The 19,006-nt window shown below is 62.9% G+C and carries 19 protein-coding genes and 1 pseudogene; 6 read left to right on the top strand and 14 right to left on the bottom strand.

Features of this window, described 5'->3' with window-relative positions; translation table 11 throughout:
- Positions 1-79: 79 nt before the first annotated feature.
- Positions 80-1,093 carry a heat-inducible transcriptional repressor HrcA gene (gene hrcA / locus ACFC25_RS20805; RefSeq protein ID WP_337348552.1) on the bottom strand — a complete coding sequence of 338 codons (1,014 nt, stop codon included), beginning with the start codon at positions 1,091-1,093 and terminating at the stop codon, positions 80-82.
- Positions 1,094-1,280: 187 nt separating this feature from the next.
- On the opposite strand from hrcA, the gene ACFC25_RS20800 reads away from it, so the two are divergent.
- A complete protein-coding gene (locus ACFC25_RS20800; protein ID WP_376048658.1) occupies positions 1,281-2,126 on the top strand; it encodes a DUF3097 domain-containing protein in 846 nt (281 codons plus the stop codon).
- A gap of 99 nt (positions 2,127-2,225) precedes the next feature.
- Positions 2,226-2,645: a DUF4870 domain-containing protein gene (locus ACFC25_RS20795; protein ID WP_376048656.1), complete on the top strand. Its 420-nt coding sequence runs from the start codon at positions 2,226-2,228 to the stop codon at positions 2,643-2,645.
- A 74-nt stretch (positions 2,646-2,719) separates the two neighbouring features.
- On the opposite strand, the gene hemW is transcribed toward ACFC25_RS20795, so the two are convergent.
- On the bottom strand, positions 2,720-3,949 hold the full coding sequence (gene hemW, locus ACFC25_RS20790; RefSeq protein ID WP_376048653.1) for a radical SAM family heme chaperone HemW: 1,230 nt from the start codon (positions 3,947-3,949) through the stop codon (positions 2,720-2,722).
- A gap of 36 nt (positions 3,950-3,985) precedes the next feature.
- The gene (lepA, locus tag ACFC25_RS20785) at positions 3,986-5,839 is read right to left on the bottom strand and encodes a translation elongation factor 4 (protein ID WP_337348556.1); all 1,854 of its coding nucleotides are present in this window, start codon (positions 5,837-5,839) and stop codon (positions 3,986-3,988) included.
- Positions 5,840-6,023: 184 nt separating this feature from the next.
- Between lepA and ACFC25_RS20780 the strand changes: the two genes are divergently transcribed.
- Both ACFC25_RS20780 and rpsT read left to right on the top strand, forming a co-directional pair.
- Complete coding sequence (locus ACFC25_RS20780) at positions 6,024-6,617, top strand: type II toxin-antitoxin system PemK/MazF family toxin (RefSeq protein WP_376048650.1); 594 nt, start codon at positions 6,024-6,026, stop codon at positions 6,615-6,617.
- Between the two features lie 161 nt (positions 6,618-6,778).
- On the top strand, positions 6,779-7,039 hold the full coding sequence (gene rpsT / locus ACFC25_RS20775; RefSeq protein ID WP_066291556.1) for a 30S ribosomal protein S20: 261 nt from the start codon (positions 6,779-6,781) through the stop codon (positions 7,037-7,039).
- 133 nt (positions 7,040-7,172) lie between these two features.
- Here the strand turns inward: rpsT and ACFC25_RS20770 are convergent, their stop codons facing one another.
- The 7 genes and pseudogenes from ACFC25_RS20770 to ACFC25_RS20740 form a co-directional block, all read right to left on the bottom strand.
- Positions 7,173-7,736 (bottom strand): hypothetical protein, encoded by a 564-nt coding sequence (locus ACFC25_RS20770; RefSeq protein ID WP_376048647.1) that lies wholly within the window; start codon positions 7,734-7,736, stop codon positions 7,173-7,175.
- A 3-nt stretch (positions 7,737-7,739) separates the two neighbouring features.
- Positions 7,740-8,243 carry a hypothetical protein gene (locus tag ACFC25_RS20765; RefSeq protein ID WP_337348559.1) on the bottom strand — a complete coding sequence of 168 codons (504 nt, stop codon included), beginning with the start codon at positions 8,241-8,243 and terminating at the stop codon, positions 7,740-7,742.
- On the bottom strand, positions 8,240-8,842 hold the full coding sequence (locus ACFC25_RS20760; protein ID WP_376048644.1) for an ATP-binding cassette domain-containing protein: 603 nt from the start codon (positions 8,840-8,842) through the stop codon (positions 8,240-8,242). Before ACFC25_RS20760 ends, ACFC25_RS20765 begins: the two co-directional genes overlap by 4 nt.
- Positions 8,839-10,053: a hypothetical protein gene (locus ACFC25_RS20755; protein WP_376048641.1), complete on the bottom strand. Its 1,215-nt coding sequence runs from the start codon at positions 10,051-10,053 to the stop codon at positions 8,839-8,841. The genes ACFC25_RS20760 and ACFC25_RS20755 overlap by 4 nt, the downstream gene beginning before the upstream one ends.
- A 222-nt stretch (positions 10,054-10,275) precedes the next feature.
- Positions 10,276-10,572, bottom strand: a complete 297-nt coding sequence (locus tag ACFC25_RS20750) for a hypothetical protein (protein WP_337348562.1) — start codon at positions 10,570-10,572, stop codon at positions 10,276-10,278.
- Between the two features lie 402 nt (positions 10,573-10,974).
- Positions 10,975-11,991 (bottom strand): DNA polymerase III subunit delta, encoded by a 1,017-nt coding sequence (gene holA / locus ACFC25_RS20745; RefSeq protein ID WP_376048637.1) that lies wholly within the window; start codon positions 11,989-11,991, stop codon positions 10,975-10,977.
- A 284-nt stretch (positions 11,992-12,275) separates the two neighbouring features.
- A pseudogene (locus ACFC25_RS20740) lies at positions 12,276-12,853 on the bottom strand (zinc-binding dehydrogenase); the annotation flags it as partial.
- 197 nt (positions 12,854-13,050) lie between these two features.
- Between ACFC25_RS20740 and ACFC25_RS20735 the strand changes: the two are divergent.
- Both ACFC25_RS20735 and ACFC25_RS20730 read left to right on the top strand, forming a co-directional pair.
- A complete protein-coding gene (locus tag ACFC25_RS20735; protein WP_376048634.1) occupies positions 13,051-13,233 on the top strand; it encodes a hypothetical protein in 183 nt (60 codons plus the stop codon).
- Between the two features lie 211 nt (positions 13,234-13,444).
- Entirely contained in the window at positions 13,445-14,305 is an 861-nt protein-coding gene (locus ACFC25_RS20730; protein WP_376048631.1) for a hypothetical protein, read from the top strand.
- Positions 14,306-14,842: 537 nt separating this feature from the next.
- Here the strand turns inward: ACFC25_RS20730 and ACFC25_RS20725 are convergent.
- The 4 genes from ACFC25_RS20725 to ACFC25_RS20710 form a co-directional block, all read right to left on the bottom strand.
- Positions 14,843-15,016, bottom strand: a complete 174-nt coding sequence (locus ACFC25_RS20725; RefSeq protein ID WP_376048628.1) for a hypothetical protein — start codon at positions 15,014-15,016, stop codon at positions 14,843-14,845.
- Between the two features lie 66 nt (positions 15,017-15,082).
- Positions 15,083-16,969 carry a ComEC/Rec2 family competence protein gene (locus ACFC25_RS20720; protein WP_376048625.1) on the bottom strand — a complete coding sequence of 629 codons (1,887 nt, stop codon included), beginning with the start codon at positions 16,967-16,969 and terminating at the stop codon, positions 15,083-15,085.
- 24 nt (positions 16,970-16,993) lie between these two features.
- Complete coding sequence (locus tag ACFC25_RS20715) at positions 16,994-17,923, bottom strand: helix-hairpin-helix domain-containing protein (protein WP_376048622.1); 930 nt, start codon at positions 17,921-17,923, stop codon at positions 16,994-16,996.
- A gap of 49 nt (positions 17,924-17,972) precedes the next feature.
- Positions 17,973-18,980: a DegV family protein gene (locus tag ACFC25_RS20710; protein ID WP_376048619.1), complete on the bottom strand. Its 1,008-nt coding sequence runs from the start codon at positions 18,978-18,980 to the stop codon at positions 17,973-17,975.
- Positions 18,981-19,006: the final 26 nt, after the last annotated feature.

The raw sequence follows: 19,006 nt of genomic DNA, 5'->3' as shown, positions 1-19,006 counted from the left end.
TTCGTATCTCTTCCTGTTTGTACTGCTGCAGTCGGACTGCTTGTACTGCTCTTGTTGCCTGGGGCCCGGCCAGGTGCTGTCAGGGGCCCAGAATCCTCGAAAGGTAGCGGGCCACGGCCCTGACTGCTGCCATGGTGGTGGGGTAGTCCATACGGGTGGGACCGAGCACCCCGATCTTGGCTGTGCTGTCTGGGCCGTAGGCCGTGGCGACCACCGACGCTTCGGTGAGCCCGTCGTATGGGTTTTCGCGGCCGATGCTGACCGTCACGCCGCGGGGATCCTGTGCCATCTCGCTCAACAGGCGCAGCATGACCACTTGTTCCTCAAGCGCTTCCAGCACCGGGCCGATACTCAGGGGAAAGTCGACGTTGGACCGTGCGAGGTTGGCGGTGCCGGCCATGACCATGCGGTCTTCGCGGCTGCTGTGGGCAAGGACCTCCAGGCCGTGCGCCAGGGCCTGCGCAGCCTGCCGCTGTCCTGGGCCCAGGCCGGAAACAACTGCCGGCAGCGACTGGGTCAACTGGCTCAGCGGCGTCCCTGCGAGCGAACCGAGGAACCGCCCCCGGATACCTGCCAGGGCGTCGTCACCAAGGTCCTGCCCGACGTCGACCACTTTCTGCTCCACCTTGCCGGTGTTGGCGATCAGGACAACAAGGACCTGGCGGGGAGCCAGCAACACGAACTCGATGTGCCGGATCGTGGCGCGGCTCAGGTGCGGGTACTGGACCACAGCTACCTGGTTGGTCAGCTGCGACAGCAGCCGGACAGTGCGCTCCAGGACGTCGTCGAGATCGTCCGGGCCCTCCAGGAGGGTCTGGATGGCGCGGCGTTCTGCCGGTGACAGTGGCTTCATGGCCGAAATCTGGTCGACAAACAGCCGGTAGCCCTTGTCTGTGGGGATGCGTCCGGCGCTAGTGTGCGGGGCGGTGATGAGGCCGTCGTCCTCAAGGGCTGCCATGTCGTTGCGGATCGTGGCGCTGGAGACGCCCAAATGGTGGCGTTCGACCAGCGCCTTCGAGCCCACAGGTTCGCGGGAGTGCACGTAGTCCTCAACGATGGCACGCAGTACTTCAAGTTTGCGCGGCTCGCTCACACTCCACCTCCATCCATGGTCACAGGCCGCCGGTTTCCCCGGCGCGTGCACCGGCCGCCGTCTTGGCGCGGCTTAGCACTCGACATGCCTAAGTGCTAACAGTCTAATATGACTCACCCCGTTGTTAGCATTGGTACCGCTCCGGGCGAAATTCCGGGCCAGGATCTAGGCAAGGCGGAACACATCCATGCAGTACCAGAACTGGGGTCCCCGGGAGATCGCCGCCCCCGTGAGGAATCAGCTCCCTGAAGTCCCGGTAGAGCGCGGCATGGTCCTGGAAGAGGTCCAGTCCGGCTGGGTGGGCGCCGTCACGCGGGTCGAGAAGTCAGGCGGAATGCATGTGGTTGCCCTTGAGGACCGGCGGGGCAAATCAAGGTCCTTCCGGCTCGGATTCGGTTTCCTCTTGGAAGGACAGCCGATCCGACTGATGCCCCCGGCGCCGCGGCAAGCCACCGCCCCGGCCGGGCGGACGGCCTCGGGCTCGGTCCGGGTAGCCGGTCAGCGCGCCCAGGTGGCCAAGGCCAGCAGGATCTGGGTGGAAGGAAAGCACGACGCCGAACTGGTGGAAAAAGTCTGGGGAGACGACCTCCGGGTGGAGGGCATCGTCGTCGAGCCTTTGCATGGAATCGATGACCTCGCTGCGGCCGTGGCAGACTTCGCGCCGGGGCCGGGCCGCCGGCTTGGAGTGCTCGTTGACCACCTGGTTCCCGATTCCAAGGAATCGCGGATTGCGGATGCCGTGATGGCATCCCCGGGCGCTGCCGGCAATGTCCTGATTGTGGGACATCCGTACGTTGACGTATGGCAGGCCATCCGGCCTTCCGTGCTGGGAATTGAAAGGTGGCCTGTGGTCCCACGTGGCCAGGACTGGAAGACCGGCATCCTCGCGGCGTTCGGTTGGCCGCATTCCACGAAGGAAGATATCGGTCTGGGCTGGCAGAAACTCCTGGGGGCGGTCCGCAGCTACGCAGACCTTGAAGCCTCGCTGCTGGGCAGGGTTGAAGAGGTCATCGACTTCCTCACCGTTCCCTAGCAGTATTCTTGGTACTGCAGTTGCCAGTGCGCTTGAGCCCGGCACACTGTAACTTTGAATGTTCTACCCCCGCACCATTGCTTTTCGAAGGAAGACACCGTGGCAGAAAACGCACACGAACACAGGGACAACCAGAGCGGCCAGGGCCACTCCGAGTACCATGGCGTTCCAGCAAATGCGCTGCCGCTAACGGCCAGCGAAGACCGGCAGTGGGCAACCCTGGCGCATTTCGGCGGCATCCTCGGGTGCGTGCCGTCGCTGCTGATCTACCTCATCTTCCGGGAACGTGGGCCGTTTACCGCCCAGGAATCCAAGGAGGCGCTGAACTTCAGCCTGCCGCCCACCATCGCGGCCGTTGTGGCCAACCTCTTGGTGTTCATCCCTGTGGTCGGCAATATTTTCGCCGTGATTGCCACCCTCATCTGGATCGCATTGACTTGCTACTCCGTTGCCGCCGGCATCCACGTGAACCGGGGCCAGCCGCACCGCTACCAGTACAACCTGCGGTGGATCAAATAAGGGTCAGCTTCCGCTGGCTCCGCTAAGCGGCGTCAGGTGGTCCCGAGCCGGGCTTGCAGGAAGCGACCCCCGCGTCAGTCCGGCAGGATCCTGCGGACCACGGCGTCAGCCAGCAGACGGCCCTTCAGCGTCAGGACGAGGCTTCCCTGAAAGGCGGAGGCAGGGTCCACCAGCCCGTCGGCGATGAGTCCGGCCACTTCTTTCCGGCCTGACTCCCCCAGCGAACTGATGCCTACACCTGAGACGAGCCGTGCCTCAAGCATGATCCGTTCCATGTCCCGGGTGCCGTCGTCGAGCGTTTCCCGCCCTGCTGCCGGCGAGAGCCCTTGAGCCAACCGGCCGGCGTAGGCGGTGGGGTGCTTGACGTTCCACCAGCGCACGCCGCCCACGTGCGAGTGGGCTCCGGGACCGATGCCCCACCAGTCGTCGCCGCGCCAATAGGCCAGGTTGTGCCGGCACGCCTGCTCCGGCGTCCGTGACCAGTTGCTGACTTCATACCAGCTCAGACCCGCTTCGCGAATCAGCTGGTCCGCGAGTTCATACTTGTCCGCGTGGTCGTCGTCGTCGATTCCGGGGACTTCACCGCGGCGGATCTGGGCTGCCAGCTTGGTACCGTCCTCCACGATCAGCGCGTAGGCGCTGATGTGATCAGGCTGGTACGACAGGGCCGTCTCAAGGGAGTACCGCCAGTCGTCCAGTGACTCTCCCGGTGTGCCGTAGATCAGGTCCAGGCTCACAGCCAGTCCGGCGTCCCGCGCCCATTGCACCACTTGCGGCACGCGGCTGGGGGTATGGGTCCGGTCCAGGACCTTCAGCACATGGGGCACGGCGGACTGCATTCCGAAGGAAACCCTGGTAAATCCGGCATCCTTGAGGACGGCAAGGGATTCCGGGGTGACGGAGTCCGGGTTGGCCTCGGTAGTGACCTCAGCGCCGGGCTCCAGGCCCCACTCGCCAATGGCAGCGCCGAGAATTCGGGCCAGGTCCCCGGCCGGAAGCAGCGTTGGCGTCCCGCCGCCGAAGAACACGGTGCTCAGCGGCCGGTCCGGAATTCCGGAGTTCCGCAGCACTGCTGCTGCGAAGTCCACCTCTGAGACGGCCGTGGCGGCGTAGGCATCCTGCGACGCGCCGCCTCCCAACTCTGTGGCCGTGTAGGTGTTGAAGTCGCAGTATCCGCAGCGGACCGCACAGAACGGAATGTGCACGTACAGCCCGAAAGCCCGGTCCGCCGAACCTTTCGCTGCCTGGGCGGGCAGCAGACCGTCCGACGGCGCGGGGTCGCCGAGGGGAAGAACGCTAGGCACGGGTGCGGCCTCCGGTGGTTCCGGCCACGGTCATCACTACTTCTTGGCCTTGTCCTTGGACTCGTCGGTGGTCAGCGCGGCAATGAAGGCTTCCTGCGGGACCTCTACGCGGCCCACCATCTTCATGCGCTTCTTGCCTTCCTTCTGCTTTTCCAGCAGTTTGCGCTTTCGGGAAATGTCACCGCCGTAGCACTTGGCAAGAACGTCCTTGCGGATGGCCCGGATGCTCTCCCTGGCGATGATCCTGGAACCGATGGCAGCCTGGATGGGCACCTCGAACTGCTGGCGGGGAATCAGTTCGCGCAGCTTGGTGGTCATCATTACACCGTAGGCATAGGCCTTGTCCCGGTGCGTGATGGCCGAGAACGCGTCCACCTGCTCGCCCTGGAGCATGATGTCCACCTTCACGAGGTCGGCTACCTGCTCGCCGTCCGCTTTCCAGTCCAGTGAGCCATAGCCGCGGGTCTTGGACTTGAGGATGTCGAAGAAGTCGAAGACGATCTCGGCCAGTGGCAGGCGATACCGGATTTCCACACGGTCCTCGGACAGGTAGTCCATGCCGCCCATCACGCCGCGGCGGCTCTGGCACAACTCCATGATGGCGCCCACGAACTCGTTCGGAGCCAGGATGGTAGCGGAAACCATCGGCTCACGGACTTCGGCGATCTTGCCAGAGGGGTATTCGCTGGGGTTGGTCACATGGACAACCTTCTTGTCCTCCAGCGTCACCTCGTATTCCACGTTGGGGGCTGTGGAGATCAGGTCGAGGTTGTATTCGCGTTCGAGCCGTTCCCTGGTGATTTCCAGGTGGAGCAGCCCGAGGAAGCCCACGCGGAAGCCAAATCCCAGAGCGGCGGACGTTTCTGGCTCATACACCAGTGCGGCGTCGTTGAGCATCAGCTTCTCCAGCGCATCGCGGAGCACCGGGTAGTCCGTGCCATCCAGCGGATACAGGCCGGAGAAGACCATGGGCTTGGCATCCGCATAGCCGGGAAGGGAATCAGAGGCAGGCTTGGCAAGGTTGGTGACGGTGTCGCCAACCTTGGACAGCCGGACGTCCTTGACGCCGGTGATGAGGTAGCCGACTTCGCCAACACCAAGGCCTTTGGACGGGGTGGGTTCCGGGGAGCTCACGCCGATCTCGAGGAGTTCGTGCGTGGCCCTGGTGGACATCATCTGGATGCGTTCGCGGGGGTGCAGCATGCCGTCGACCACGCGGACGTAGGTGACCACGCCGCGGTAGGTGTCATAGACCGAGTCGAAGATCATGGCGCGGGCGGGGGCGTTGGCATCGCCCACGGGTGCAGGCAGGTCGCGAACGATTTTGTCCAGCAGCGCCTCGACGCCCATACCGGTTTTGCCGGAGACACGAAGCACGTCGTCGGGGTCGCCGCCGATCAGGCTGGCCAGTTCCGCGGCGTACTTTTCGGGCTGGGCAGCCGGGAGGTCGATCTTGTTCAGGACCGGGATGATGGTGAGGTTGTTTTCCATCGCCAAATAAAGGTTGGCAAGGGTCTGGGCTTCAATGCCCTGGGCCGCATCAACAAGGAGCACCGCACCTTCGCAGGCCGCAAGCGAGCGGGAAACCTCATACGTGAAGTCCACGTGGCCGGGGGTGTCAATCATGTTCAGCGCGTAGCTGGTGCCATCAAGTTCCCAGGGCATACGGACGGCCTGGGACTTGATAGTGATGCCGCGTTCGCGCTCGATGTCCATCCGGTCCAAGTACTGGGCCTTCATGTCGCGGGACTGGACCACTCCGGTGTACTGCAGCATCCGGTCGGCCAGGGTGGACTTACCGTGGTCAATGTGCGCGATGATGCAGAAATTCCGAATAATGGCCGGATCTGTCGCGGCGGGCACCGGGGCGGTGCGGGCCATGGGAGACACGCAGGGTCCTTACTGTTGGCATTCACACGGCCACCACCAGGACACGCCGACGGCGCCCTGCGGACGGGCCGCACATTTTCAACCTCCAGTGTCCCACGTCAGTGCCTGTCGCACCGCATCCGGCCAACAACTCTCCAGCAACATAGCCAGGGCCGCGTTTCCCACGCAGCGATAGGGTTGTCCCATGGCACTGAACTTCCGCTCACTGGTCAATGCGTTCCGGACGTCTATCCGCGTTTTCGACACGATACGGCGGGACCAAAGGACCGCCACCCCCGGCACCAAGGTGGGCAGCCCGGCGCGGACACCGGCGAAACGGGCAAAGCCTGCAGCACCAGCATCCGCTTCCGCCGGCACAGGGACCGCAGCCGATTACCCGGGCGACTTCCACGGCGCTGTAGCCGTCAAGTACGCCCCACATCCTGACGGCTCGCCCGATCCGGGTGAAGTGGTGTGGACCTGGGTGCCCTATGAAGAGGACCACACCAGGGGCAAGGATCGTCCTGTGCTGCTGATCGGGCACAACGGCCGTCACCTCCTGGGGCTTATGCTCACCAGCCGCGACCACGACCAGGAAGCCCACGCCAGCCAGGACTACGTGGATATCGGCACCGGCGCCTGGGACCGGCAGTCCAGGCCAAGCGAAGCCAAGCTTGACCGAATCCTGCAAGTCAGCCCTGACCGGATCCGCCGCGAGGGTGCAGTTCTTGACCGGCAGCGCTTCGAAGTTGTCGCGGCTGCACTCCAGAAACGACACGCATGGGACCAGGTCCGCTAAATGGCCAGCCTTCGGGCCAATCTGCTATTCTTTATAGCTGTGTGTCCGTGCAGGTCGACGGCCACTGATGGTTGGCCGCCATAGGTATCCCCACGCCGCTCAGTCAATGGCCAATCTGAAAGCCCTCTAGACCATTTCCGCATTAAAAAGAGAGTTCACACGTGGCTAATATCAAGTCCCAGAAGAAGCGCATCCTCACCAACGAGAAGGCACGCCTGCGCAACAACGCAGTCAAGTCTGAGCTGAAGACGGCCATCCGCGCCGTCAACACCGCCGTTGAGTCCACTGACAAGGATGCAGCTGCTGTTGCCCTGGTTGCCGCCAGCCGCAAGCTGGACAAGGCTGTCAGCAAGGGTGTTCTGCACAAGAACAACGCAGCGAACCGCAAGTCGGCGATCTCCAAGAAGGTCAACGCACTGTAAGGTTTCCAGTTCCCTGAACTGATGGTTGTGGCCGGCACCCCTGGGTGCCGGCCACACCGCTTTAAGCGCTACTCAGTCTGGTCTCATATGCATTTTCAGATGCGATGACTCGCGCTCCCCTTCGATGTGTGGTTCAGGCGGAACTACCTGAGACGAGCAGGAGGGAGTTGATGATGGCGATGACGACGAAGAGAATCGCCAGGCGCCAGTTCTGGGCTCCAAGGACTGTCTTGGCAGCTGCAATGTAGATGCCGGCTGCGATGGTGCCGAACAGGATACGCACCCAGGCTTGACCGAGGAGGCCGATCGCGTCGGGCTGCAAAAACAGTCCCATGATGAGGACAGTGGCCAAAAACGGGATTTGACCCAGAAGAACCCAAAACCAGCTGGCCCTGAGGGTGGGGCCATGTCCTTTGACGATGCCCTTGTACATAAGCCTCAGTACGAGGCCTTGTAGAAACGACGCCAGGATACTCCAGACAATGACGCCCACGCGAAGGAAGGTGACGAGCACTTCGCGGCTCGAAAACTGGTTGTGTTCGGCATTTTCTGTAACTAGCCGTTCAATGCCGGTTCCTACCGCAAATTGGGCAGCTGCACTGTATGCAAGCAGGAGGCAGATGATCCAGACGGGGTTGAGTTTCTTCAGGCTCTGCGTAGTGGGATGACTGGACGTCTCTGGGTTCGCGGAGGTCATTACTTACCTTTCAAGTAGTGCGTGTTCGGCCCACTCGGCAAGTGCCGCCAGGATGTAGAAGATGGCGGGGGCAGTGAGTACTTCGCCCATTGTCTGAGCCATGCAGCGCCAGGTGCCTTCTTTTCTGATCGTTCCGAGAAGTGTCGGCCAGAACAGACGTGCCCCTTGGATGGTGAGTGCCCACGCCACGGTCTCGAGGGGCACATGGACCACGGTGAGCGCAACGGTCTGTTGCAGGCCAACAGCGGCGGTAGCGGCAACCAGGCCCATCCCGAGCCAAAAGCCGTTGAGGATCATCATGACGATCGCACCGTAGTGGGTCAGAAATAGTGCGAGAACGGCCAAGGAAGCGTTGTGCAGAAGAATTCCTGGCGCGCTAATGGAGGTTAGGTCGCTGGTGCTGTCCCACGTGAAGAGAGAAGCAAGACCAATCCCACAGACGATAGCGATCAGAATCTTCAAGAAATCGATGCCCAGATACGGGAAGCGAGTGAGAGGAGTGCTCACCTTCGCGCTCCTGTTGGGCTCAGTTCGACCGCATCATTTTGGCGGACCACGAGATCGTAGTCGGTCCAGTGGTTTTCTTCGTGGGTAGCCACGAGGACCAGACGGCTTTTCCCTACGGTGAGAATGGACTTGCGTGCAGCTAAAGAGGCTTGCTGGTCCAATCCGTTGTTTGGCTCGTCCAGCAGTAGGACATCGACGTTCTTGAGTGCCAAGGCCACCGTCAGAACAAGTCGCTGGCGTTGTCCGAGGGATAGGTCTCCAACCTTGATTGGCATCATCTCTTCCGTCAGAAGATGACGCCAGCCATCTTCTGACGGAAGAGTCAGCGGTCTGACCATAGCCAAGTGTTCTTCGACCGTGAGGTAGTCGAGCGTAAGAAACTCCGTGTCCAGATAGACCGCCGTGAAGTCCTTTCTCCACCGCGTAATCTCCGTGCAGGATTTCGCGATCACCCCACCGAGGAGCTTGAGCAGGGTCGTTTTGCCGCATCCATTCGGCCCTCGAAGCGCAACAACGCCTCGGTCCGGAAGATCCACAGAGGCTGCGTTGAAAACGAGGTGGGATCCAAAGGCATGATCTACACGCGACAGAGATTTCATGTGTCCTCCGTTTCGGTCGCTGATAGTTCACGCAGCCATGCAGGGGCGTCTTTGAGAACAAGGACTGTCAAGAGAACAGCCACCAGAGCAAGCGCGCCGGACGTGACGCCGAGCCAGGGACTTTGTGCTGCTTGCGGTGTGATCGTTCCCAGAATGCCTGAGAACACAACCGCAAGCCCGGCGCAAAGCGCTGCGCCTAAGCCGGCCTTGGATTTCTGTACCAATTTCGAAATGTGCGAGGCTGGCAAAACGGCAGTCCGACGCTGGACAATCAAAGCGTCGATGCTGATCTCTAAAGCGACAAGTGCTAAAAGCAAGAGTGGCACCTGAGTATATTTTCCTAAAAGGAAGAGTACGCACAGCCCCAAGGTCAAAGGTGTAGTTACGACTGTTGCGGCCACTAGGCTGTGGAAAATAATCGGCCGTACCCAGGATGGTCTAAGCCGTACGAGGAATAAGGCAAAACCCAGCGTTTCAGGCGACGCGATCCTTGCGAAGGATGACCGGTCAAGAACCAACCCTAAGAAGAAAACAGCAAGAGCAATATACGGTGCCGTCCTCGGCCATGGGGTCTTTTCCATAATTGACAGAGCCAAGCTTGACAGCAGGAAAATACTTCCTGATTTGATTGATAAATCAGTCAGCAATCCTCGGCTACGCAGGGCGCGGGGGTCAGCGGTGGCCCTGTAAAGGGCAGGTGTGGAGGTGGCAGTAATAACGGTACCAGCCAGAATCAACAACAACGCGGAACCAAAACCGGAGCCTAGGGTTTCACCGCCCGCCAACCACGACGCATTCGCAAGAATAATAATGAGGCTGCTCGCAGATAAGACACCAATCAAAACAACGAGCACCCGGATGGTGATTCTCTTCAGAGGTGCCACGACAAGAATTGATGAACCAAACAGGGCCCCGAAGGCTAATAGATTACTGGCGTGGTGCCACCGCAGGTTCTGAAGGACGAGCATACTGGCAAGACCCAGATCCATAAGGACCAACCCCGCGCGCATCCCCGCCTCCAAGGGCGCCGATACAGTATTCCAGCAACGGTGGGCCTGCCTATAGCGATGCCTCGCCTGTAAAAGCGAGATTGCCAACAGCACGGCCACAATGCTCACCACGTCAGGAGTGCTGAGCGGAATTCCCAAGGTGACTAAGCCAGCCGACTGAGGCGTCCACAAAAAACCGACGCCGATGATGAGTAATGTCAACAAGTACCCGAAAATCAGTACCCTATTTACCGCTGCAGCGTGAGAAGGAAAACCTAAGCTTTTCAGAAGATCCTGGAGTCGGTGGGACCTGCGCCGAAAATCGTCTATGAAGGTGGCTTTACACCCGGAGAGGACCACAGCGCATTCACGCGGACGCCGTTGGTTGACTTGAGGTGATTTCATTGTGGCCATCTCATGGGCTGGTACGAAGGTATTAGGCGTTTACCAGGCAACGAACTGCTTCAGAGCCCATTTCTTGGCCAGGCCAAAAATGAGCCCAGCCACTGCGGCTCCAATGCCGAAAGACGCCACCACTGCTGCCGCCGCCGCGGCCCAAGACAGAGCATTGAGCGCAAAGTAGAGGTTTGTGGCAAGACCAGAAGAAATGCCTAGGGTGGCAACGGCCTGAAAAGCCACCGACATTGTGACGATGAGCGCCAAGGAGGCCCCTCCCACTTTCGCCACGTTGCCTTGGACTGAGCCGTTGGTACGATTCGGACTCTCAACGAGAGCTGACATGAATGTTCCTTTCGTATAGTGACTTTCTTAGCCACTCATGGAAACGCGCCCGACACTTAAGGGGGCTGACATTTCGGGCACGCCATTCGGTGGGGTCAGCTCCCACGACGAACGCTAAGGCCGAAAAAGTCAGGTAGGTGGCCGTTCACCTGAATTTCAGTGTTGATCGCCGCGAATTTGAGTGGATGCGAGCCGCCTATGAGTAGGTACACGGGGGAAAAGACCCGCGGCCCCGTGGCACGCCGATGACTTTCCGTGGACGGGCGAGAGCTACCCATCCATGGTTCTGTGTTGCGTTCCTGGAAAGGGGCGGAGCGGCTGTTCAGGCAGCTTCCGCGCTCCGGGACGTACGCGGCTCAAGTTGGCCAGCGGCTAGCAAATGGCCGCCTGGCATTTGGTCCTCTAGCGGCCCCGGGCCGAGGCGGCAATGACCGTGACGGCGTGCTCCACCGCGTAGACCGGATCCCGTGAGAGTCCTTTGACCTGGGCGTCCGCTTCGGCAGTGACCTGGATGGACCGCACCAGGCCCTCGGGTGTCCAGCGTCGGACGTCCCGCTGGGCCTGTTCCACGAGCCAGGGCTGCATCCCGAGGTCACGGGCTATCTGGGCGGAAGACCCCTGGGCGCCCGCCACTTTGGCTACCGTCCGCAGCTTGGCAGCCAACGCGGCCACGAGCGGAACGGGGTCGGCTCCAGTGGCCAGGGCGTGGCGCAGCGCAGAAAGCGCTGCTGGACCGTTGCCCGCCATGGCGGCGTCGGCAACCTTGAAGGCCGTGGCCTCGATCCGGCCGCCGTAATAGCGGTCCACCAGCTCAGGGGTCACGGCCCCGGTTGCGTCCGCAATCAGTTGGTTGCAGGCCGCCGCGAGTTCGGCAAGGTTGGCGCCCACTGCGTTGACCAGCGACTGGACGGCGTCGCCGCTGATTTTGCGCCCGGCAGCCCTGAATTCTGCAGTGACGAAAGCGGTCTTGTCTGCATCTTTTTTCAGCGGCTGGCAGTCCACTACCGGCCAGCCCCCCGCCTTGACAGAATCAAGGAGCTTCTTTCCCCGGACACCCCCGCCGTGGCGCAAGACGAGGACTGCATCAGGTTCGGGGCGGGCGACGTACGCGAGGGCATCTGCCAGGAAGGAGTCGTTCATGCTTTCAACGCCCTCGACCTCGATCAGCTTGTTCTCGCCGAAGAGGGAGGGGCTGACGTGCAAAGTAAGTGACCCGGGTTCGTAGGTTCCCGCGTTCAACCGGGTGACTTCGACATCCGGCGAAACAGCCCGCACCTGTGCCCTGACACGGTCCATGGCCCGGATCCCCAGGTATTCCTCCGGACCGCCAATCAACACCACTCCGGCAGGTTCTACATCCCGCCAGGTGGCCGCGCCGGCAGCCGTCGCCCTGTTTCGTGCATTCGGCGCAGCGGCCATTCTGGATTCCTTCCGGAAGTGTTAGTGCAGTGTCTAAGCCTGCCATGACGGGACCGTGGCTCCAAGCCATGAACCGGACCGCGGTACCTGGACACAGTCCCGAGCCGGGCAGTGCCAAACCCGCCGCTGGCACCCTGGGCAGGCGCAGGCTGCGGGCCAGCAGCAGGAGGGCGCCAAGCACCAGACTGCAGTTGGCGCCAGAGTTAATTCACAAGAGGGTGGGTGTGCTGACGTGAGCCAGTTGAGACATCAAGACTTATCGCTGTGCACACGGTTGGTGCACATCAGTGTGTCGGATCGATCATCGTCATGCCCTCGACGTTCGCGGTGTCAAGGCGTGGCAGCATGTCAGCCGCCTCGTCCAGTCCGACGACGCGCTCGATCAGCTTCTGAGGTTCAGATGCCCCCAATTCGATCAGGGCCAGCATCCCCTCGTAGTCTGCGGCGGGCATTCCATGGCTTCCGAACACGTCCAGTTCCCATGCAATCACCCGTGCCATGGGCACGCGGGGGTGACCCTCAACGGGCGGTAGTAGGCCGATCTGGACGTGCCGGCCGCGGCGGCGAAGGCTCAGGATCGCGTCGGCGCAAGTCTGTACGCTGCCGACGGCGTCAATGGAAACGTGGCTTCCTCCCGCGATCGCGTGGACCTGTGCCGGGATGTCTGAACCGTCCGCGACCAGGACGTGGTCGGCGCCGAGGGAGCGGCCGCATCGAGAGCGCCTGTGTTCCGGTCGATGGCGATGACCTTGCCGCCGAGCGCCTTGGCGATCATGACGGCACTGAGACCCACATCGCCCGCCCCCACGATGGTGACCCATTCTTCGGCGACGAGGCGGGCCCGGCCGGTGAGCGCACGTAGGCGGTCGCGACACGGGGTTGCCGTTGAAGCGCTGTCAGGCAAATCGCCGAAGATCCACCATCAGGTTTCGTCCGCGCTTCATTGGCACAGCCGGGCGTGGGTCTGAACTAAAAGGTGAAGCACGGACGAGCTGGAAAATGTAAACGCTCGTGCCTTCAGGTGCACCGAGCAGCAACCTGACGCTCGGAGGGGAAGACATGATACTCACTGCACAGATCAAGAAAGCGGCCGACGGCTGGCTCGACCTGCGCGTGATCGAGATGCCGGATCTTGAAGCCCACGCCCGAAATGTCGAGGACATCCCTGACGCAGTCCGCGACGCCGCGGAAAGACTTACCAGACGGCCCGGACATGACTTCGACGTCGAGGTCAGTTACTAACGCCTACCGTCCAAACGGTCCCCTCCCGAGTGCCGGGGCCTGAGCGCAGCGCGAAGCAACTCGGGGACGAAAAACTATGGACAGTCAGGATTCTCCGACGGACCTGGTGATAATTCCATTCGTTGGATGTATCTTCAGTGAGGGGCGTCTATCGCCTCTCACTGGGGGAATTTCGTCGTCCCCGACACATTCAACGAAGGGACCGACAACGATGAGTTATCAACCTAAGGCCCTGAGCCGTGCTTTGCTGGCGGCAGCCCTGACCGCGGCGCTCTGTGCCGGAGCGACAGCTACGGCGCTGCCGGCGGCCGCCGCAGAGACGAAGCTTCGGGTGGTCCAGCACAACACTGATCAAATTCCGGAGCGCTGGAACGATGTCCTGAAGCTTGCTGGCGACAATGATGTACTGCTCGCTGAAGAGGTCTGCGAGGCTTCGTACGAGACTGCAAAGGCGGCCCATCCCAACTGGACGTTCTCGTTCCACCGGCAGAAACAAACCACTGCGGGCAACGCTGCGGCCGTCTGTCCGACTTCAGCAGACGGCACGACCTGGAAGGGGCTGGTCGCCGTTCACAGCGGCGCCGGCACCACCACAGACGTTAATTTCTTCGGCGACGAAGTCAATAAGGCGAAGGGCCAGACCTTTGGGATGGCTTGTGTGAAGTTTCGAAAGGACGGCAACAAGGTGAATGCCTGCGCGACGCACCTGCAGGCGTACGGCGATGATGTGGATGCAGACCGCACCGAGCAGACCCAAAAAATCAAGAACATCACTAAGCGCTGGATCCACGATGGCATTTCCGTCGTCGTCGGAGGTGACTTCAACACGGGCCCTCAGACAGAGGCAATGACAAACATGTACCAGTACAACGGTGAGGGAAAGTTCGTGGAAGCGCACCAGCTCCAGACCGGAAAGGCGGCTCGCGCGGGCGTAGACACCGTCGACGGTCGGAAGATCGACTACGTATTCTTCTCCGCTAAGCAGACCCCGTTGAAGTCAGGGGGGACCTTTCAAGTAGATCGGGTAAAGGACGGACACGCGATCCTTACCGCGACGGCCAACATTAAATAGACCAGTGAGCGGTCGGTCAGTTCAGTCGTTGGAGGACAGGACTGACCGTTCCGTTCCGCTCCGTTGACCGGCTGTGTTTCGGTCATTTAGGCGGAGGCCATGACCGACCAGGGGACAGCTGACGAACATACCGAAATATCCAACACGCAAACGAGACTGAGCTAACGGCTGTAGTACCCCATCTATTCGATCTGGATCTGGGGGCCACTGATCCTCCTGGCCTCATGCAATCTCTCCACAGCTTTCACCGCGACGTGCTGAAAGTCGTACAGCGACAAGCGTGCTTGATCACTAAGCCGGCCCAAGAGGCCCTGCTGTCCCCAGTCCGTTTGCGGTGCTGCCCAGGGCCGCGGAAAGTCCGCCCAGCCTGGCACTGTCCATTGTGGCAATGCTTCGCCGTTCGGCCGCGAGGCCGGCCTTGCTGGTGAGGGAACCAGCCTTGAGCTGGGATGATGCTCCTCGTGACAGCAGGAGCGTGCCGATGTTGAATGTCGCGCCTCGTGCTGCCCAGTTTGGGTTCGTGTCGGTCTCGTCCGCTTACACGAAGGCCGGTCCCATTGACGCGAACAGGTCCAAGGCCTGCTGGACCGCCGGCGCTTCACGGTCCTTCCTGTCCTGATCGATTGCCGACAACGGCGTGGCTGCGAGTGTCCAAGCGGCCGCGTTCAGCGCGTTCACGCCGATCCTGGCCCGTTCGTCGCGCCAGGTCATGTCATGCGAACTGGATAGCGTCGACCCCGCGTCTCGATGGTCTCTCCGAGACGCGTTTCTGGAACGTCAGTCGGCGGTTCCCGAGCCGTTGCGGGCATCCCCTTCAAATTCCCTGCCCAGCGTTCGCTCGCACCGTGGCTCCAAGCCACGAGGTGGACCGCGGTACGGGGAGCGCGGCCATGCCGGCCAGCGGAGGCCTTCCGCCTTTTCGAGAAGTCGCTCGAAGCGGCCGTGCAAGCCCAGCAACAGGTCCGCTGCCATCCGTGGGCGGAGTGCAAGCAGCACCATTGCCAGCGTCAGTACCGACAACGCCACCATGGTCATCACCCCGAAGCCTCCTTCCGGCCACGGAAGTGAGGAACCGGGCAGAGCCGCCATAAACCTGGCCGTCCCGGCAACGCCGCCGCAGAAAACGCCCGCCACCGCGATGAGTACGGTTGCAGCCCATGGCGCCAGTACCGTCAAGGGAACAGCGGCTGTGCCGAGCAACGTCACCGGGGCAACGAGCGGGGCAGCCGCGATGTTCGCCACCAATGAGTAGGTCGAGAATTGTGGCTGCAGAAGCACAATTACGGGACCGCACAGCAGCTGGGCGGACAACGGCACGGCGAACGCTGCCGCCGCCCACCGGGGCATCCAAACAGGAGCCAGGTCCACCAACCGCTGGCCAAGCACAATGATGCCCAGGGTTGCGAGGACCGACAACAGGAAGCCGAAGCTGGTGCCCAGGCCCGGATCGAACAACAGAAGCCCGATCACGGCGAGGCAAAGGAAGCTCAGTCCCCGCCCCGTACGGCCGCCGGCCAGTGACGCCAGCGCGACGGAACCCATCAGGGCAGCCCGCAGGACACTGGCATCCGGGCCGACCAAGAGGACAAACAGTCCCAAGCCGGACAGTGCCACGGCGGCCGCTGGCACCCTGGGCAGGTGCAGGCTGCGGGCCAGCAGCAGGAGGGCACCAAGCACCAGACTGCAGTTGGCGCCGCTGACGGCGGTCAGATGGGTCATGCCCACCGACTGCATGGCGCCATTCAGCCCTTCATCCAAGGCGCTGGTGTCCCCGGTGACCATGCCGGGCAGGAGACCGGCGGGGTCGTGCTCAAGGAACGAGGCGGCGGCGACGTAACGGCTGCGCAGTTGGCCCGGGCCCTCCTGCCAGCCCAGGGAGCCTCCCGACAGCAGGCCCGGAGCCGATGAGGCCGCCAGGATACCGGCCTCGGTCTGCCCCGGATCTGCGGGCTTGAGTTTTCCGGTGGTGCGGAGGCGCTGACCGGCCGCCACGGCGCCCCAGCCGCTTCCGCCCATGACCACGATGTCGGCGTGGGTCCGAAGCAGCTGGCCACCGGTGGTGACTTCAGCCGCCTCGGCCGGTACGGCCCACCGCCCTGTGGCGCCGCTCTGTCCCACCGGCGAAACGGCTCGAGGTGGTCCCGTGACCTCCAGGACGGCCACCACAGATTCGCCGTCCCGCACGGCATCGGCGAAGGGACCGTGGTTGCGCTGCGAGGACGAGACCGCCGAATGCGCGGCGGTGGACACAGCCAGGAGCACGGCAAGGGCGGCAGTGATCAGGAAGCTGCGGGGAACGGCACTCCGCACGGCCTTGCCAAGGAGAAGGCCCGCGAGAACCAGTAGTCCACAGCTGAGGACCAGAAGGGCGTCCGGCGTCAGCCAGACACCTGCGATGGCGGCACCCCAAACCAGCAGGGCAGCCGGAGCAAGACGGACGTCCGTGCGCCGCCTCGGCCCGTCTACAGCCAGAGTCTTGGGCTTCCCACGGACGTTCTCCGCAACCGCCCGGCGGACCGTTTCCCGTATAGGCCTCCCCTGCACTTTCGTGCCGGTCCTGAAGGGTTCCTCTGCCGGCCGGGTGCGGTGTGCGGTGGATTCGACAGCATCAGGCGTCCGGACTGCCGACTCCACAAACCGGTTCCACCGGCTGGGGCTACCCACGGCGGCCTGCTCCTGCCGGACACATCACTCCACGCTCACCAAAGGAAGCAGCGTTTCGAGCATTTTCGGTCCCACGCCGTCCACCGCATCGAGCTCCTCGACTGACGTGAACGGGCCGTGCTCCTTACGCCAATCCATTATCCGCTGGGCCAGCACGGGGCCTACTTTGGGCAGGGTCCCCAGCTCTTCAAGACCAGCGGAGTTGAGATTGGTCTTGCCCCCCACAGAGCGTGACGCAGCACCGCCGGCAGCCGAGCCGCCCTCCTCCCCCGAAACGGCACCTGCGGAGTCGGCCGGGAGGGGTTCACCCTGCCGCGGCACATAGATCTTCTGCCCGTCCAGGACGACGGCTGCCAGGTTGAGCCGGTCAAGGTCTGCCCCAGGGGTGCCTCCGCCAGCGGCAATGAGGGCATCATTGACGCGGCTTCCCGGCGACAGTTCCACGACGCCCGGCCGGGCAACCGCTCCCGCCACATGCAGCACGGCAGGACCGGCACTCACGGGCTGCGAAGGCTCCGCAACTGTTCCCGCGGTCTGACCACCCTCCATGTCGGGGCTGGCCGACACCGAGCTTCCGGACGACGCCGCCTCACTGATTGGCAGCACTTCGGGACGGCCGGCGGAAACCTGCCACCAGAACCAGGCACCACACAGGACAGCCACAGCTCCCACAAGCAGGGCGGATTTCAGTCCAAGCCGCCACCTCAGGACCGGCCCCCTGCGCACGGGGACCGACGGGGTGCTTGCGCGGATGGCGGGCGCGTGATCGGAGGACGCTCCCCCTCCGAAGCCTTCGGCCGACTGGGAAGACTCCCCCTGGCCGGAGCTGCCGTAGACAAAGGCCTCCTCACCGCCGGGCAACAGCCCGGCGGAGGAAGATCCGAGTGTGGCCTGCAAACGGCTTCCGGCATGGCGCGCCCCAGGACTGGCGGCTCCAGCTTCACGGCGTGACATATCCCCCACGCTAGGGAAGTCCGCCGGAACGGGACAGCGCCGGCAGCGGCTATGTGGAAAGTCCGGGGACGTCGTCGGCCAGCCGCGGGGAGTAGCCCTCCCCCACGATCACAGCCAGAACGCCCAGGCCGGCATGGGCGGCCAGCACCGCAGGAAGCGAACTGATCTGGGCGCGCGGGCAGTGAGGCAGCGCAGCGGCCAGCCTGTCGGCAAGCGCTTCAGCCTCGGCAGGATTTCCGAAGTGGTGGACGGCGAGGCTGACGCGGCCGGCAGGCCGGGAAGCTGCGTCCTCGGCAGCGATCTCCTCCAACCGGGCAACTGCGCGGGCCGCAGAACGGACCTTTTCCAGCGGAACGATCTTGCCGCCGTCGACCGCGAGGATGGGTTTGATGGACAGCATGGTTCCCACCAGGGACGCGGCCGCCCCGATCCTGCCGCCCCGGCGGAGCTGCTCCAAACTGGGGACATAAAAATACACCTTGGTCCGGCCGAGCTGTTCCTGTGCGACGGCCGCCACGGCGGCTGCGTCGCCGCCCGCCGCGGCTGCGACCACAGCGGCCTGCACGCCCAGGCCAAGCGCCATTCCGACTGTCCCGGAATCGACAATTTCGACAGGGATGTCCACCCGGCTGGCCGCGAGCCGGGCCGCATCTGCGGTCCCGGACAAACCGCCGGAAATGTGGATCGAAACAACGGCTTCGTAGCCCCGCCGTCCGGCGGCACGGAACGCCTGTTCGAACTGCCCGGGTGACGGACGGGAAGTCTTGACGGATTTGCCGCTGGCGAGTGCCAGTGCAATGGTTTCGGTGATGTCGTCTTCGCCCTCGCCGTAGATTTCCTCACCCACCATCACGGGCATGGGAATCACAGTCAGGCGCCCGTCGCCGGCGAAGGCTGCGACCCAGTCGGCCGGCAGCGCGGCTGCGGAATCGGTGACCACAGCAGTGCGGACGACGTCGGCCGCGCCGGCACCCGCTGCCCCCGGACGGGGCACGGGCCGGAAGGCCGCCAGACGGTCCCGGAGCCAGAGCCAGGCAGCGGAATCACGGTCGGGCAAGTGCGCCTCCTGGAATTTTTTGCCGG

The sequence above is a fragment of the Pseudarthrobacter sp. NPDC055928 genome, assembly GCF_042270935.1.
Taxonomy (GTDB): Bacteria; Actinomycetota; Actinomycetes; order Actinomycetales; family Micrococcaceae; genus Arthrobacter.
Note: the sequence above shows the minus strand (reverse complement) of the source record. Positions and strands in the feature narration are given on the sequence as shown.

Coding starts and splice junctions, on each gene's coding strand:
- ACFC25_RS20770 (WP_376048647.1), bottom strand. CDS start 7,736: ATGACCTCCGCGAACCCAGAGACGTCCAGTCATCCCACTACGCAGAGC.
- ACFC25_RS20750 (WP_337348562.1), bottom strand. CDS start 10,572: ATGTCAGCTCTCGTTGAGAGTCCGAATCGTACCAACGGCTCAGTCCAA.
- ACFC25_RS20735 (WP_376048634.1), top strand. CDS start 13,051: ATGATACTCACTGCACAGATCAAGAAAGCGGCCGACGGCTGGCTCGAC.
- ACFC25_RS20730 (WP_376048631.1), top strand. CDS start 13,445: ATGAGTTATCAACCTAAGGCCCTGAGCCGTGCTTTGCTGGCGGCAGCC.
- ACFC25_RS20800 (WP_376048658.1), top strand. CDS start 1,281: ATGCAGTACCAGAACTGGGGTCCCCGGGAGATCGCCGCCCCCGTGAGG.
- holA (WP_376048637.1), bottom strand. CDS start 11,991: ATGGCCGCTGCGCCGAATGCACGAAACAGGGCGACGGCTGCCGGCGCG.
- ACFC25_RS20715 (WP_376048622.1), bottom strand. CDS start 17,923: ATGTCACGCCGTGAAGCTGGAGCCGCCAGTCCTGGGGCGCGCCATGCC.
- ACFC25_RS20760 (WP_376048644.1), bottom strand. CDS start 8,842: ATGAAATCTCTGTCGCGTGTAGATCATGCCTTTGGATCCCACCTCGTT.
- ACFC25_RS20780 (WP_376048650.1), top strand. CDS start 6,024: ATGGCACTGAACTTCCGCTCACTGGTCAATGCGTTCCGGACGTCTATC.
- ACFC25_RS20725 (WP_376048628.1), bottom strand. CDS start 15,016: ATGACCTGGCGCGACGAACGGGCCAGGATCGGCGTGAACGCGCTGAAC.